The 16308-nt window shown below is 61.5% G+C and carries 13 protein-coding genes; 9 read left to right on the top strand and 4 right to left on the bottom strand.

Annotation, left to right across the window (positions count from 1 at the left end):
• The first annotated feature begins 264 nt into the window (after positions 1 to 264).
• The 9 genes from LVE68_RS05545 (at position 265) to LVE68_RS05505 (ending at position 12304) form a co-directional block, all read left to right on the top strand.
• Positions 265 to 2100, top strand: a complete 1836-nt coding sequence (locus LVE68_RS05545) for an IucA/IucC family protein (protein ID WP_233006033.1) — start codon at positions 265 to 267, stop codon at positions 2098 to 2100.
• A gap of 85 nt (positions 2101 to 2185) precedes the next feature.
• Positions 2186 to 3229, top strand: a complete 1044-nt coding sequence (locus tag LVE68_RS05540; protein ID WP_233006032.1) for a GNAT family N-acetyltransferase — start codon at positions 2186 to 2188, stop codon at positions 3227 to 3229.
• Entirely contained in the window at positions 3222 to 5045 is a 1824-nt protein-coding gene (locus tag LVE68_RS05535) for an IucA/IucC family protein (RefSeq protein ID WP_233006031.1), read from the top strand. Before LVE68_RS05540 ends, LVE68_RS05535 begins: the two co-directional genes overlap by 8 nt.
• Before the next feature lie 12 nt (positions 5046 to 5057).
• Positions 5058 to 6368, top strand: coding sequence for a lysine N(6)-hydroxylase/L-ornithine N(5)-oxygenase family protein (locus LVE68_RS05530; RefSeq protein ID WP_233006030.1), 1311 nt, complete (start codon positions 5058 to 5060; stop codon positions 6366 to 6368).
• A 235-nt stretch (positions 6369 to 6603) separates the two neighbouring features.
• Positions 6604 to 7326, top strand: coding sequence for a hypothetical protein (locus LVE68_RS05525; protein ID WP_233006029.1), 723 nt, complete (start codon positions 6604 to 6606; stop codon positions 7324 to 7326).
• Positions 7327 to 7813: 487 nt separating this feature from the next.
• Entirely contained in the window at positions 7814 to 8863 is a 1050-nt protein-coding gene (locus tag LVE68_RS05520; RefSeq protein ID WP_233006028.1) for a phospholipase A, read from the top strand.
• A 99-nt stretch (positions 8864 to 8962) separates the two neighbouring features.
• Positions 8963 to 9367: an NUDIX hydrolase gene (locus LVE68_RS05515; protein WP_233006027.1), complete on the top strand. Its 405-nt coding sequence runs from the start codon at positions 8963 to 8965 to the stop codon at positions 9365 to 9367.
• 156 nt (positions 9368 to 9523) lie between these two features.
• Complete coding sequence (locus LVE68_RS05510; RefSeq protein WP_233006026.1) at positions 9524 to 11497, top strand: aminotransferase class I/II-fold pyridoxal phosphate-dependent enzyme; 1974 nt, start codon at positions 9524 to 9526, stop codon at positions 11495 to 11497.
• Positions 11498 to 11560: 63 nt separating this feature from the next.
• On the top strand, positions 11561 to 12304 hold the full coding sequence (locus LVE68_RS05505) for an SDR family oxidoreductase (protein ID WP_233006025.1): 744 nt from the start codon (positions 11561 to 11563) through the stop codon (positions 12302 to 12304).
• 32 nt (positions 12305 to 12336) lie between these two features.
• Here LVE68_RS05505 and LVE68_RS05500 read toward each other — a convergent pair whose 3' ends face one another.
• From LVE68_RS05500 to LVE68_RS05485, 4 genes are all read right to left on the bottom strand, one after another.
• Complete coding sequence (locus LVE68_RS05500) at positions 12337 to 14007, bottom strand: acyl-CoA dehydrogenase family protein (protein WP_233006024.1); 1671 nt, start codon at positions 14005 to 14007, stop codon at positions 12337 to 12339.
• 182 nt (positions 14008 to 14189) lie between these two features.
• The gene (gene holA, locus LVE68_RS05495) at positions 14190 to 15191 is read right to left on the bottom strand and encodes a DNA polymerase III subunit delta (protein ID WP_233006023.1); all 1002 of its coding nucleotides are present in this window, start codon (positions 15189 to 15191) and stop codon (positions 14190 to 14192) included.
• A gap of 17 nt (positions 15192 to 15208) precedes the next feature.
• The gene (locus LVE68_RS05490) at positions 15209 to 15736 is read right to left on the bottom strand and encodes an LPS-assembly lipoprotein LptE (protein WP_233006022.1); all 528 of its coding nucleotides are present in this window, start codon (positions 15734 to 15736) and stop codon (positions 15209 to 15211) included.
• Positions 15733 to 16221, bottom strand: a complete 489-nt coding sequence (locus LVE68_RS05485; protein ID WP_233006021.1) for a hypothetical protein — start codon at positions 16219 to 16221, stop codon at positions 15733 to 15735. The genes LVE68_RS05490 and LVE68_RS05485 overlap by 4 nt, the downstream gene beginning before the upstream one ends.
• Between the last annotated feature and the right edge of the window lie 87 nt (positions 16222 to 16308).

The raw sequence follows: 16308 nt of genomic DNA, 5'->3' as shown, positions 1-16308 counted from the left end.
TGTCAGCCACCTGATTCCATGGCACCGGTCCTATCCCCGGTTGGGGATCGGTGAATTTTTCTCATTTGGCGGTTGCAACGCGGCTAAAGTATCTTCATGCTTTTAATAATGCAAATGATTCGTATTTGAATTTATTTGCCTTTGTCGGAGTATCGGCCCGGGTTGGGTGGATTCGGCATTCCCCGCTGAGCAGAGAATCCGTGGGGATTGCGCCGGAGTATCGCCGGAATCGGTGCGCGAACAGCGGAATACAGGAGTCAGTCCATGGGAGAGGCCTTACAGCACCTGTTGGGACAGCGGGAAATGGCAGGGCAGGGAACAGTTACGCAGACAGGGGCTGCTCCGGCGAGTGAGTGCCGGGATGCCGAGAGGCTGTCTGCCAACAGCTTTTTCAACGCGCTGCTACGTGAGAGTGGGGTGGGACAGTGGCATGAGACCGCGGCTGGACTACCCGCGGCCGTAACGCCTCCCGCAGTCGCGCTCGAGCTGCCGCAAAGCGCTGCGCGCCTGTGGCTCAGTGTCCGCTACCGCAGCAGGGCTGGTCGGCACCAGTTCGAGCTGCCATTGCTGGTAGAGCGCGGGCAGGGTCAGTGCGAAGTAATTTCCCTCACGGATGCAGCGGAACTCGTTGCGGGGGAACAGGGCTTTTTCCCCGATGCAGGGCCGGATTCCCGGCGCGAGTTCGTCCGGCGTACTGAAGAGAGCGTGCGCAATATGTCCCTGGCGATTGAGGCGCGGCGCGAGGAATTTACGACGATATTCTCCGCGCCGCTGGACTTTGCCGATGCGGAGCAGGCACTCCTGTGCGGTCATGCCATGCACCCGACGCCAAAGAGTCGAGAGCCGCTTACGGACTCTGAAGCAATGCAGTACGCGCCTGAATTTGGCCGGGGCTTTCCCCTCCAGTGGCTTGCTGTGGCAGCGGAACGCCTTGGGGGTGGCAGCGGAAGCAGCGACACGGCCGATGAGTTTGCCTGCAGCCTATGGCACGAGGAGTTTACCGGCCAGCCCTTTCCCGAGGGGTTTATCCCATTTCCCGCGCATCCGTGGCAGTGGCAGCAGCTGCGCCGGGATGCCCGGGTCGCTGCGCTCCTGCAGAGCGGCGATATCCTGCAGCTGGGTTCCGGCACCCGGCCGTGGCGGGCTACTTCCTCATTGCGGGCTTTGTACAGCGAGGACAGCCCTTTCATGCTCAAGTTCTCACTCAGCCTGCGCCTTACCAATTCCGTGCGCACCCTGCTACCCAGGGAAATGGCCCGCGGGCTGGAAGTGCCCCGGGTGCAGCGCACACCGGTGGGGCGGGAGTTCGCCGAGCGCTACCCGCATTTTGCAGTGTTGGCGGAACCCGCTTACCTGCTGTTACTCGACCGGGACGACCAGCCTGTAACTGAGAGCCTGGTGATGTTCCGGGAAAACCCTTTCCTCGGTCATGCTGCCCGAAATACCAGTCTTCTCGCGACCCTGACCCAGGACCACCCGGGGAGGGAGGACTGCCGGGCGGCACAGATGATTTATCGCCATGCCAAGACGCAGGAAATACCTGTCGCTAATGCTGCGCGCGAATGGTTCGGGCGGTTCCTGGATGTGATTGTTGAACCCCTGCTGATTGCCCAGTCTGATTACGGGCTGTTGTACGGCGCCCACCAACAGAACCTGATTATCGCATTCGAGGGCGACCTGCCCCGAGCCGGGTACTTCCGTGATTGCCAGGGCAGTGCCTATAGCCCACTGGGTAAATCCCTGTTACGGCCCTACCTGCCGGATCTTGCAACGGATACCGAGAACCTGCTCAACGAGACCATGGCCAACCGGTTGTTCGTTTATTACCTGGTTGTGAACAGTTGTTTCGGCCTGATTGGTGCGCTGGGTGCTGCGGGCGTGCTGTCTGAGGTCGAACTGCTGCAGCAACTGCGCACGCGCCTGCAGGCCCTTGCCGACGGCCCACGCCGGGATACCAGTTGCCTGGATTACCTGCTCGGCTCGAAGCAACTCTGGGCCAAGGGAAACTTCCTGTGTGCCATGCGGGGCATGAATGAGACCACTACGGAAGATCCGCTCGCCATCTATCACACCATGGATAACCCGTTGCTGGCCCCGTGACTGGGCATGGCGGCGAAAGGACTCCGGTAACTGACCACAATTTCCACCCGATACAAGATCCATCGATAACGACAGGGAACTTGCAATGAAGAGCCAACGGGTACTTAACGAACTGAGTGTACCGACTACATATGGGGGAGCGGATGGTGACTGCGGGCAATTGCCTGACGGTCGTGCCTGGTCTATCCGTGGCAATCAAATTGATGGCGAACTCGGGTCCGGGCGGGAACTGGTAATCAGCATGGACCTGGGCCGGGGGGAAGCTCGCCTTGATATCCCGGGAAGCGAAGCGTCTCAAGTCGAACTGGATTCGCTGGCTCCATGGATGGAATGGCTGTTCGCAAGCGACGGGGCCCTTGAGCGCATTGTCCCCGGCAGCAACCTGCGGGCCGCTGTCCCTGGGATCCACGGTGTGATTGAACGGGCTGAATTTTTCCAGTCGCAAGGAGACTGGTACCGGGGAGTGAATGGAGGGAGCATACCACTGCAATGGGTACAGGGAGAAGGTGAGGGGGGGCGTCATCCCCTGCGCCGGGAAGTGCCTGCCGGTGAGGTATTTCGGCGGCACTGTTATTCCCTGGGAATGGACTTTACCCTGCGGCGTGTTGATCCGGCCCTGGATACAAAGCGCTTTGTGGACTGGATGAACCAGCCGCGGGTGGCAGAGTTCTGGGAGGAACAGGGTGATGCAGGAAAGCAGCGCCGCTATATCGAAAGCGTGCTGGCAGAACCGCACAAGGATCCAATGATCGCAGCATTTGATGGTCGTCCCTTCGCCTATTTTGAACTCTACTGGGCAATGGAAGACCGGCTGGGGGCATACTACGATGCGCAACCGTATGACCGGGGATTACACCTGCTGGTGGGGAACCCGGAATTTCTCGGGCGCCGTTTTGCCCATGCCTGGCTCGAATGCATTTTCCATTTCATGTTCCTCGATGATGATCGCACCCAGCGTCTCGTCGGCGAGCCACGCGCCGATAATCACAGCATACTCAAATATATCGAACATATGCCCGGCTGGCGCAAAGTGAAGGAATTTGATTTTCCCCACAAGCGTGCGGCGCTGGTCATGGGAGAGCGCGGTGCTTTTTTCCGCGGCATGGCTGGAGGGGGTCGCTGTGACTGAAGCGAATTCAGGGACGGCCCCGACACAGCCCACAGAACATGACTGGGAACGTGCGAACACTGCGCTTATTGCCAAGTCATTGGCAGAACTCTGTTACGAGGAGGTATTGGTAGCCGAGCAGGTTACGCCTGGCAAGTACCGTGTTGCACTCGCCTCGGGTGCGCATTATGAATTTGCCGCTCGTGAGACTATCTGGACCTGGCTCGATATCGATTGCGCCAGCGTACAGCGTAGTTACAACGGCCAGCGCACCGCAGCGGTGGACGCGGCCCAGTTTTTTGTCGATGCCGGTGAAGACCTTGCTTTGAGCGCGGCCACACTGGGCAACCTGTTGCATGAAACCGCCAATACGCTGGCTGCAGATACTGCTCTGCTGGAGTCCCGTCGTGGAATAACAGCGGGTGCCCTTGCAAAGCTACCGGACGAAAAACTCCAGTGCCTCCTGGATGGTCATCCCAAGGCGATCGTCAACAAGGGCCGTATCGGCTGGGGCGCGGGAGAGTTTGCCCATTACGGTACCGAGTCGGGGGCGGGTGTGGGCCTGGTCTGGTTGGCAGTGAAACCGGGCGTGGCGGTTTTTGGGAACCACCGTGACTGGGATTTTGCATGCCTGCTCGAGCAGAGCATGGATAAGTCAGAGTTACAGCGCCTTGCCAGGGGGTGCCGGTCTCACGGGATAACCTGGGATGAGTACCTGCCCTTGCCGGTTCACCCGTGGCAATGGGAGAGGCACATCCGCCATAACTACGGCGGGATGATTGCCCTTGGTCAGATCCGGTACCTCGGCATTTTTGGCGATGAATACCTGCCGCAGGTTTCCCTGCGCACGCTCTCGAACCTGAAGAGACCAGCGGCCCTGCACCTGAAGCTGCCGCTCACGGTTCTGAATACATCCTGTTACCGCGGTATCCCCGGCCAATATATGGCCTGTGGTCCGGCACTGTCGCAGTGGATGCAGGCACTATGTGAAGAGGACCCCCAGCTGAAAATGCGGGAAACGGGCGTGATGCAGGAAGTGGCAGGGATCCACGTGCCCCATCCACATCACGAACAGGTTGCGGGAACTCCCTATCGCTACCGGGAAATGCTCGGCGTTACCTGGCGGGAGAGCCCGGTTTCACACTGCGGTACGGGGGAGCGTTGCCTCATGGCCGGAGCCCTATTGCAATGTGATGACCACGGCAGGTCAGTCGCTGGTGCACTGATCGAGTCCTCCGGACTGGGGCCGCGAGACTGGTTACAAAATCTTTTCGACAGGGTGGTGGTGCCGCTTTACCACCTTCTCTGCCGTTACGGGGTGGGCCTGGTCGCGCACGGGCAGAACCTGACCCTGGTGCTGCGCAATGATGTCGTAAACGGTGTCCTGCTCAAGGACTTCCAGGGCGACCTGCGCCTGGCAGAGGGGCACTTCCCCGAGCGGGACGGACTGCCACCGAGCGCGGACCGGGTGCTGTCGCGACTGCCGGCAGCACACCTGACGCACGATCTATACACCGGTCATTTTGTTTCAGTGCTCCGCTATCTGTCTGCACAGTTGGAGCGGGAAACTGGGCTGGAGGAACTGGATTTCTACCGCTCCCTGGCGGGAGTGCTACGTCGCTACCAGGAAGAAGCGCGAAGTAACTGGCCGGATATGGACGAGCGGTTTGCCAGCTTCGATATCTTCCGGCCAGCCATGGAGCGGGTATGTATCAACCGTGTGCGGCTGCAGCAGGGGTATGACGACACCGGCGAGAGACCCGTGCCCGCTATCGGTACGCCGCTGGAGAACCCCCTGTGGCTCGCAGATCACCAACCTTCAGAACAAGGATTTTAACGAGGCCCAAGCATGGATACTCCCCTAGACCTGGCCGGCATCGGGGCCGGTCCTTTCAACCTCTCCGTGGCTGCTTTGTTGCACCGGCAAGCGCTGGCCTATCGTTTTTTTGACAGTAAAGCCAGCCATTCCTGGCATCCCGGGTTGATGTTGCCAGGCGCCGAGTTGCAAACTTCCTATCTCAAGGACCTGGTAACACCGGTTGACCCCACCAATCCCTACAGTTTTCTTGCGTACCTGGTTGCCAAACGGCGCTTCTATGATTTCCTGAACGCAGACCAGCCGGCGATTGGGCGACGCGAGTTTGCCGATTACCTGGCATGGGTGGCGGATCGGCTGGCGGGGTTGAACCGGTTGCAGATGGGCAGCTGCGTAGAGCGGGTAATGGACCGGGATCACTGGTTCGAGCTGGAAATGGACGTGGCGGGCAAAAGCCGGCTCGTGCGGGCACGCAATCTGTGTGTTGCCGCCGGCAAGGAACCGTACATACCGGACTGCGCGCGGCCATTGCTCTCGGACCACTGTTTTCACGCGCTGGAAACCGCCCTGCGGCAACCTGCGGTGCAGGGACTGCGGGTCGCGGTCGTTGGCGGTGGCCAGACAGGGGCGGAGTTGGTTCTCAACTTGTTGGACGGTCACTGGGGCCACCCCCGGCGGGTGCTATGGATCTCCCGTCGCGAGAATTACCTTCCACTCGATGAAACGCCTTTTACCAATACGTGGTTTAGCCCCGACTACGTGGATGTATTCCATCGCCTGTCGGGGGCGCGCCGTGAAGAAATCGTCGAGGCCCAGAAACTGGCCTCTGACGGTATCTCGACAACCACGCTGAAGGCGCTTTACCGGCGCTTCTATGGATTGGTGCACCTGGAGGGGAAGGGCGACGGCATCGCGCTTCTGCCGGGACGCGAGCTATGCGAACTTTCACGCACCGGCAGTTATGAGCTGGGCCTTTATAACAGCCTCGAGGGGGCTCCCGAACATTACCGCGCAGACCTGGTAATCCTCTGCACCGGCCTGCAGGAAACCATTCCGCACTGCCTTGAGCCCCTGCGGGAGCGTTTCTTGCTGGATGGGCAGGGAAGACTGGTCCTCAATCGTGCGTTTGCGGCGGACCTCCGTGGTGCCGCCGGGCGGCAGGTATATATCCTCGGTGGCGGCCGCTACACACATGGGATCGCAGAGCCACAACTCAGCCTGGCGGCATGGCGGGCGGCGCGGGTTGTCAACGACCTGGTGGGAAGTAGTCTCTACGATACTGGCCAGGCGGGAGGAATAATGCAGTGGTCGATGGCAGGGGAGGAGGCATCTGCGGTGGCCTGAGCCGGCCCTGTCGCGTCCGAGCCGATGCCCCGGCCGCGACAGGATTACATTTATCCCGGTAGTTCCGATAGCGATGCGGCCTGCCGGAAGCATGCACCATGCTGGCGCAAATACTATTCAGGGTCCCCTGTCGCGCCAATCGCGGCGTTTTTCTCCCTCCTTGTGCAATACTTTTTCATGCATTAGTCCCGTGTATTCACAGGGTTGTGATCACAGGACGTTGAGGAGGTTGAAAATGCGATTGAAGTCCAATCTGGCGCAGGGACGCTACTACTACAGCTGCGATGGCCGGGAGATGCCGGTGCGGGATTACTGGCAGCTGGGCCGGGATGAGGCGGATCGCCAGGTGCTGATCAGCCAGCGCCTGGTGGGGTCCGAGCGGTTTGGCCTGGAGGTCGGTGCGGTGCTGGACCGGGGCCTGGTGACGGAATGCGAGCTGAGCTGGCGCGATGAGGTCGACGAGGTGACAGCCCGCTATCGACTGCTGGGCGAGGGGCCCGGGGCGCAGATGCTCGGCAACGATATCGAGGCACACTGGAGCGGACCCAATGGTCCCCAGGAGGCTCGGGTCGGGGGCCGTTCGCGGCTGCTGTTTCCGCTGATGCGAATCTTTATGGGGCCGTTACTGCTCAAGCTGGAACAGTGCGAGCGGGGCCTGGAGGTGGTATCGCCGGACATTGTTGATCCCTCCCAGCGCGGTAAGCTGCTGGCCCCGCGCGTTAGTCACAGGACGGCACGTGCGATGTCCAGTGTCGGCACCAACCAGGGCGCCCACGAGCTGGGGCCGGACGTAGTCGGCTATATCTACCAGGGTGATGAGGCGGAACGCGACGCACACTGTTATGTCGATGAGCGCGGCCTGCTGGTGGGGTACGACTGGCCGTCGAGCACCGGGCGACTGTGGCAGGTCAGGTTGCGCGACCTAGAGTGGTCCGGGGCGCTGGATGGCCTGGTGTAATATTGATTAGGCTCCGGACCGATTAAGCGGTTTTACGCCTCTTTCGTCGGCTTTTGTGACTGTGCTTCAAAGCGATTCCGCCTGTGTGGCCGCATCCCAGCCCCTGCAGGCGGGCCCTACCCCGGGAAAAGTGGTCCTGCCCCTGCCTTCCGCGTGGTACGTGGCTAATGGCCAATTGCCGTTGATTCAACCTCCATTGGCGCACGATTCCCGTCAGTGTTAACCGGCTCACAGTTTCCCTCGTGGAGATTGCGGGGCTGGCAATCCAGATTCCCTTAACCCGTGTATGATGCCGACTGGAAAACAGCCGGTAGTCGCCGGTTATCAGTGAGGGAGGGGGGATTTGTCGGAGCCTGGATTGATAAAGCTGGTTGTTGTGTCCTTTTGGTTGTTGGTAGCCGGGGCCGCTTCGGCGCAGGAGGGTGCGGCTGCTGCGGAGGTACCACCCGGGGGTGAGGTAGGAACTGGGGGTGATACCGGCTTCAGCGTGAGTGAATCGGAACCGGAGAATCCCGGTGGTGAAAGATTGGTTTCCGATCAATTGACCCTCGAGGAGCGCGAGCAGGCCTGTCTGCGCGAGCAGCTGCTGGTTGCCCCTGCCAGCATCACACTCGAGGAGATGCGGCGCTTCTGCGCCCAGCGTGTGCGGGAAACGCCGGATGAGCGTGAGCCGCAGCCGGTGTTCGGTACGGTCACCGAGCCTCTGCCGGGCGAGACGGAGACCACCGTGGCGCCGGAGTCCAGCAAGGCTGCCCAGGCGATCCGCGACGCTGCCAACAACCCGTTCACGCTCGCTTCCCACAAGGTCAATTACCTGCTGCCGGTGGTTTACAACCCTTCACCGAATGAGGCCGGCCTGGAGGATTTCCAGGTCAATGGCGTAGATATCGACCTGGATGAAATCGAGGTACAGTTCCAGCTTTCGGTGCAGGTGCCCATCTGGCGGGGCTTCCTGGGCCAGGCCTCGTTTATGAGCCTGGCGTACACCAACAAGAGCTTCTGGCAGGCGTACAATTCGGACGATTCCTCGCCGTTTCGCGAGACCAACCACGAGCCGGAGCTGCTGATGACCTGGCTCAACGACTGGTCCCTGTTCGGTTTCCAGAATGTGGCCAACCAGCTGGCTATCAACCACCAGTCCAACGGTCGCAGTGAGCCATTGTCCCGCAGCTGGAACCGGGTCTATGCCAACTTCTTCTTCGAGCGCGAGAATATATTCATCAGTTTCAAGCCCTGGTATCGCATTCCGGAGGACCGCGATGACGATGATAACCCGGACATCGAGGCCTACCTGGGGCACTTTGAACTGGCGGGCACTTACAGTGGGGACAATGGCCACAGCGTGTCGCTGATGCTGCGTAACAACCTGCGCTCGGACAATCGCGGTGCGGTTGAGCTGCGCTGGGGCTTCCCGCTTGGTGGCCGCGTGCGGGGCTTCGTCAAGTACTTTGGTGGTTATGGGGAAAGCCTGATCGATTACGATGAGTCAGTGAATACCCTGGGTATCGGCTTTGAGCTGGCCCGCGGGGCCCAATAGGTGGTTGCCCTGATGGAGTAGCAACGCCCGGGCTTTTGGCGGATACTGGTCAGGGCCGCCTGGCCCGGCCTTCACAGGGCTCCAGTAGAAGGAGTGAGCATGGGATTTGAAGATACCTATCGCCTCAGTGCCCACGCCGTGATTACCAATGAACTGGGCGAGGTGCTGCAGCTCAGGGCCACCTATGCCGATCGCAACTGGGGCCTGCCGGGTGGGGCGCTGGATCCGGGCGAGACGATTCATGAAGCCCTGTTGCGCGAGTGCCGCGAGGAGCTGGGACGGGAAGTCCGGATCGATTACCTGAGCGGCGTGTATTACCACCGTGTTTACCGCTCGCATGTCTTTATCTTTCGCGCCCATTTTGCCGACCACGGCGCCATCTCCCTGTCCGACGAACATTCCGAGCTGGCATATTTTGCCCTGGACGACCTGTCGCCGGTGCAGCGACAGCGGGTGCTCGAATGCCTGGAGTTCGATGGCCGGGTGCGCAGCGACAAGTTTTGACCCGTTCCGGGGAAGCCTGTCGGCTGGCGTTTTTTTCTTTACGTTCCGGTTCGCTCCTGAACCCCTGAAAAATCAGTGAGTTAAGTTCCGGAGGGACACCCCGGCGCCACTGCAGCAGCTATGCTCAAGGGGTGAGTTACCCTTTGGGACCCAAGCATGCCTGACCTGGGCAATCTGACCGAACGCCGCCAGCCGCTGGAGTGCCGGGTTGTCCTGATCAGCTCGGACCCACAGCTGGCGGGCGACTGGGTCGAGGCGCTGAATATCACCGCAGCCCAGCATGAAAACCCTTTTGGCCTGCGTTTCGAGTCGGTGCCACTGCCGGGAGTCGACCGCCTGATGCGGGAGGAAACCCACCTGCAGGCGCTGATTGTCGATGCGGGTGCGGAGCCGGCCGGCCTCACCGCGGCGGAACAGCTGGTGGACCGGTTGCACGCGTTCCGGGCGCAGCTGGATATCTTCCTGGTGGCGCAGGATTGCTCGTTATCGGTTTCCGCACGCCAGCGTTTCGACGAACTGTTCGACCGGCGCGAAGGCAACTTCAACCAGATGTTCCGGCTGGTGCAGGCGTTTATCGCCCGTCGCGCTTCCACGCCCTTCGCCGATACCCTCAAGCAGTACGTATTCAGTGCCCGTGACGCCTGGCATACCCCGGGGCACTCTGGCGGTGACAGCCTGCGCAACAGTCCCTGGGTGAGTGATTTTTACCGCTTTATGGGCGAGCACATTTTCAATACCGACCTGTCGGTGTCGGTACAGGTGCTGGACAGCCTGCTGGAACCCCACTCGGTAATCCAGGAGGCGCAGGACCTGGCGGCGAAGACTTTTGGTGCCGAGCACACGTTTTTCCTCACCAACGGCACTTCCACCGCCAACAAGGTGGTAATCCAGCAGGTACTGGGCGGCGGGGGCAAGATCATCGTCGACCAGGCCTGTCACAAGTCAGTTCACCATGCGATTGTGATGAATCGCTGCGAACCGGTTTACCTCAAGTCCACGCTGCATCCGGAGTACGGGATTTACGGGCCGGTGCGCCGCGCGGACCTGGAGTGGGCGCTGGAGGAACACGGCGATGCCCGCCTGCTGGTGGTGACTTCCTGCACCTACGATGGGCTGCGCTATGACCTGCGGCCGATTATCGAACTCGCCCACCGCCAGGGCGTGAAGGTGCTGGTGGACGAGGCCTGGTATGCCCACGGCTACTTTCACCCGGAATTGCGGCCTACCGCGCTGGAATGCGGTGCCGACTATGTCACCCAGAGCACCCACAAGATGCTGTCGGCATTCTCCCAGGCCAGCATGATCCATGTGCAAGACCCGGATTTCGACGAGTTCCGCTTTCGCGAAAACCTGAATATGCACGCTTCCACCAGTCCCCAGTACGCGATGATTGCGAGCCTCGACGTGGCGCGCAAGCAGATGGCGATGGAGGGTTACAGCTGCCTGCGGCGCTGCATGCTGATGGTGGAGAAACTGCGCCGGGCACTGGATGAAACCGGGGTTTTCCGGGCGCTGGAGCTGGAGGACCTGATTCCCGCCCCACTGGCCGGCGACAATATCCGGCTGGACCCCACCAAGGTGACCATCGATATTTCCGCCAGTGGCTACTCGGGCAAGGAGATGCAGATTCGGCTCTTTGACCAGTACGGTATCCAGGTGGAAAAGACCACTTACAACACCGTGAGTGTGCTGGTAACCCTGGGCAGCACCGAAAGCAAGCTGCTGCGCCTGGTTCACGCATTCAAGCAACTGGCACAGCAATGTCGTCGTCGCCCCTATATCGGCAGCCCGAGACGGTTGCCGGAGTTCACGCGCCTCACCTGCCTGCCCGCGGACGCCTATTTCTCCGATGCGGAGGAGCTGCCGCTGATGGACAACGGCATCCAGGCCGAGCGACGCCTGGTGGGACGCACCAGCGCCGATGAGATAGTGCCTTACCCGCCGGGAATCCCGGTACTGGTGCCGGGCCAGGAAATCTCTGCGGAAATTGTCCAGTTCCTGCAGCAGTTATTGCAGGCCCAGACCGCAACCGAGATTCACGGGCTGATCTTCCGCTCCGATGAGCCGATGCTGCGGGTGGTACGTGAACGGCCCCCTGTTGAGGGTGACACCGACGGCACTGAACCATAGGCCGCGGAACCGCGTATTGCCGGCCACAGGCCCTGGTTGAATCAAACGGGAAGGGAGGAAGTCGTGGCCGATAAACCCCATGCCGAACCGGAATCCGTGTTGGTGGCCGGCGCCGGCGGCGGTATTGCCGATGCAATTCTGTCGGAGGTGGCAAGGCGCTGGCCGGACGCGCAATTGCTGACCATGAGTCGCGAGCGGGAGCTGGAAACCGATATTGCGCATGGACACTGCAGCCTGGAGCTTACAGAGCCGGAGGCGGTAGAGACGGCACGGGAGTTTCTCCAGGAGCAGGGGGCGGCCCCGTCCTGGGTAGTGCACTGTTGTGGCATTCTCCACGACGACAACCACGGGCCGGAAAAATCCCTAGACCAGTGCCATGACGACTGGCTGCTGCAGTCCATGCGCATTAATGTCATCACGCACCTGCACCTGGCCCAGGCGCTGGCGCCGTTACTGAAAAAGCGCCGGCCATTGATGTGGGCTTCCCTGTCGGCCAAGGTTGGCAGCATCGGGGATAATGGCCTTGGCGGGTGGTACAGCTATCGAATGAGCAAGGCCGCACTCAATATGCTGGTGCGCAACCTCTCGATTGAGTGGGGCCGCAAGGTGGATGATTGCTGTGTGGTCGCCATCCACCCGGGCACCACCGATACTGCGCTGTCCAGGCCGTTTCAGGAGAATATCAAAGACGATAGGCTCTACAGCCCCGCCACCAGTGCCGGGCGCATCATCGATGTGCTCGGGCAGCTCACCGGGGAGAAAAACGGCAAACTGCTGTTCTGGGACGGCGAGGTCCTGCCCTGGTAGCTGCCGGGTCGTGGCCGGGCAGCGGGCCAGTATCAGGAAACCAGTGGATTGCCCCGTTCGATGATTCTGCCGGTATCAAGCCCGGTGGGCAGGGTGCCGGTACTGTGGACGCCCTTGCTCGCCAGCCGGGAGGCGATAAACGCCTCGGCCACGGTACTGTCGCCGCCCTGTACCAGCAGGTGGGCCTGCATGGTGAGTGCCAGCTGGTCTACCAGGTGGCGCGCCCGGTATTCGAGCTGGTCCAGGTTGGCCATCTCGTTCTTGAGGCCGGTTACCGCCCGGTCCAGGTTGGCATCAGCCCCCGCGCTCCGCTCCAGTTCCTCGTACCAGGCCAGCAGTACCGCCGGGGTCTTGCCGATGGCGCGCAGTACGTCCAGCGCCTGGATATTGCCGGAGCCCTCCCAGATGGCGTTGATGGGGGCGTCGCGATACAAGCGCGCGGTGATAAAGTTTTCCACCACGCCATTGCCCCCCAGGCATTCCATGGCCTCGTAGGCGTGGTGGGGGGTGCGCTTGCAGATCCAGTATTTGCCCGCCGCCGTGCCCAGGCGCATCAGCAGTTGCTGTTGCTCATCGTCCAGGTGATCCAGTGCGCGAGCCATACGCATGGTGATGGCAATGGAACCCTCCACTTCCAGCTGCAGGTCTGCCAGGACATTCTGCATCAGGGGCTGGTCGAGCAGGGTTTTGCCAAAGGCCTTGCGGTGTGCGGCGTGATGGATGGCCTGCACCACCGCCTGCCGTTGTCCGGCTGACGAGCCGATCATGCAGTCGAAGCGGGTGGCGGAAACCATCTCGATTATGGCGTTCACTCCGCGCCCCTCTTCGCCAATCAGCCAGCCCAGCGCACCGCGCATTTCCACTTCGGAGGATGCGTTGGAGACATTGCCCGACTTGTCCTTCAGTCGCTGTACCTGCAGGGGGTTTTTGCTGCCGTCCGGACGCCAGCGTGGCACCAGGAAGCAGGACAGGCCACCGGGCGCCTGGGCCAGCATCAGGAAGGCGTCGCACATGGGGGCGGACATAAACCATTTGTGCCCCACCAGCTCGTAGGCGTTCAGGGTGTGGTCGCCGGTCAGCCGTGTGGCGCGGCTTGTATTGGCGCGCACATCCGAGCCGCCCTGCTTCTCGGTCATGCCCATGCCTATGGTGAGCGCCGCTTTCTCGGTATAAGGCCGATTGCTGGAGTCATAGCTGCGGGCGGTGACCTTGGGCAGCCACTCGGCGGCCAGGTGCGGGTTGAGTTTCAGTGACGGCACGGAGGCGAAGGTCATGGTGATGGGACAGCCGTGACCCGACTCCAGCTGGCTGTGCAGGTAGTACTTGGCCGCGCGGGCTACGTGCGCGCCGGGTTTGGGATCAGTCCACGGCGCGCTGTGCAGGCCCTCGCTCAGTGCCAGCTGCATCAGCTGGTGATAGGCCGGGTGATAGCGCACCAGGTCGATACGGTTGCCGGAGCGGTCGTGGCTCTCGAAGCGGGGCTTGTGCTCATTGGCGAGAAAACCGCGCTCGATCATCTCCGGCCGGCCACAGACTTCGCCATAGCGTTGCAGGTCGTCCTCGGCCCAGTGGCCACCATTGTGGTTGACGGCATCGCGCAATGCCGCGTCACCGGCAAACAGGTTGTGGCCTGCCAGCGGTGGGGCCTGGTTGGTGACTTCGTGGGTATATGCCGAGTCGGCACTGAATTCGGCTTCGCGCATGGCGGACCTCGCAGGGACTGGTTTTATTCTCCGCCGCCTGCGGTCAGGCAGCGTGGCAACCTACAATCTAGCCGTGGTGGAGTCCAAAGCAAACTGTAATTCCTGCCAACGCCGATGATCTTTCCGGTGCCTGATCGCGGGACGGGATTCGGTATGGCGCGTTGGAATGCAGGCGCGAAAGGTCAGAGGCTGCGCCGGCCGGACAGGTTGATGGTCAGCTCCAGCAGTCCGGCCCAGGGATCCTGGTCCCGGCCGCCCTTGATGGCGCCGTCCACTGCCCGTGCCCGCAACAGCAGGGCTTCCAGCTGGCGGGGATGCAGGCGCGACAGGGCGGATTGCACCAGTGGCTGGCGCTTCTGGATACGCACCAGGCGGCTGAGCGGCTGGCCCTGGTCGAGTTTTTCACCGATCTCCAGCAGGCTGCGGATTTCCCGCGCGATAGCCCAGAGTACCACCGGTGCCTCGACACCCTCGGCACGCAGCCCCTGCAGGGTGCGCACGGCATTCTCCGCGTCACCCGCCAGGGCCCGGTCGATCAGGCCGAAGACATCATAGCGCGCCGAGCTGGCGACAGCGTGGCGCATGGTGTCGGCAGTAATCAGGTTGTCGTCGCTTAACAGTTTGAGCTTGTCGATTTCCTGCCGTGCTGCCAGCAGGTTGCCCTCCACGCGCTCGGCGAGAATCTGTATTGCCTCGGGCTCCGCGTCCAGCCCCGCCGCGCGCAGGCGCTGGTGGATCCAGCGTGGCATTTCCTGTGTGTCCACCGGCCACACCTGCAGTATCACGCCGCGCTGGTCCAGCGCCTTGACCCACTTGCTGTTGAGCTGCGAGCGATCCAGTCGCGGCAACACCAGCAGCAGTAACAGGTCCTCACTGGCGAGCCGGGCGAACTCCTGCAGTGCCTTGCTGCCCTTGTCTCCGGGCTTGCCATTCGGCAGCCGCACCTCGATCACTTTTCGCTCGGCAAAAAGCGACATACTGCCCGCAGAGGCCAGCAGCTGGCCCCAGTCAAAATTGGCCTCGGCATGCAGCAGCTCCCGCTCACTGAATCCCTGCTGCCTGGCTGCGGCGCGAATGCTGTCGCAACATTCCTGCACCAGCAGCGGTTCGTCGCCGGATACCAGGTAAATGGGGGCCAGGCCCTGTTTCAGATTTTGCGGTAGCTGTCGGGGGTTGATGCGCATTACTGCTTTCCTGCCGATCAGTAAGAGCGGTCTGCGGGGCTGGCGTTCACATCGATCCGGCGCAGCCGGTCGATGATACGGCCGATCAGTTCGCGGCGCATTTCCTCGCGCAGCAGGAGTTCTTCCTCACCCTTGCTCACTACCTCGTTGTCATCCCACTCGAGAGTCCGGTAGACATCCGCCTGGGCGTTGTTGAGCAGCACCCGCCCGTTGGCGTCTCTCACGCTGTAAACCGCGCTGGTGATCAGTTCGTATTCCGATGCGCGTCCCTTGGCATCCACCGATACTGTGCGCTTGCGCTCAATCTCATCATGAATGACCAGCGTGTAGTCGGCGAGTTCGGGCGACTCCGCCATCGGCAGGCCGCTGCTCTGTAGCAGGCGCGTAAGCCGTGCGGCGATATCACTCTGGGTGTCCTGTGCAGTGATATAGAGCTGGCTGCCGGGAGGAAAATTCTTCGGGGCGCCGCGCAGGTGCCAGCCACAGCCGGTGGCGATGATGGCAATAAGGGCAATGGTTAGTGAACGTCGGAGAGTTTTTATCATTGTTTATGGGAGTAAAATTGCAGGTTGAGTTTTTGCGGGCGCGCGCCGCCGGTCACGGCGTGTAACGCCGGCGCATCACCAAAGACCAGGCGCCCGTCGACGATGGCGATAATCTGCTGGATCTGCTGGCCGGCCCCGGGCAGCTCCATCTGGCCGCTGCGCATTTCGGCAACATCGATATCGATTTCCCGCGCGGTTTTACCGCTGGCGAGAGCCAGCGGCTTGCCCAGGCGATAGCGCCCGGTGGAAACAATGTCCATGCTCATGGCGTTGGTGCAGCTGGCGTCCAGATAGAACCTGGAACGCGCCCGGTATCTGCCCGCATCGCTGAATTCGCTGGCGATCTGCACATACCTGCCGGACGTCTCCTTGCACTGGCTCAGCCATTTGCCCACCAGCTGCTGGTCGAGCGATTCCGTCCCGGTGTCTGCGTGTATGCCTGTGGCCAGCAGGGTTGCGGCCAGGGTAGCCAGGGTTCTGCTCATTGTCGTGTCCCCCTCGGGTAAGCGAGTCTGTAGATGGCGGCGGAACCGGGGCGCTGCCGCCGGACCGCCACGCGGGGCATCCGCAGG

It is taken from the genome of Microbulbifer sp. YPW16 (genome assembly GCF_021290385.1).
GTDB lineage: Bacteria > Pseudomonadota > Gammaproteobacteria > Pseudomonadales > Cellvibrionaceae > Microbulbifer > Microbulbifer zhoushanensis.
Note: the sequence above shows the minus strand (reverse complement) of the source record. Positions and strands in the feature narration are given on the sequence as shown.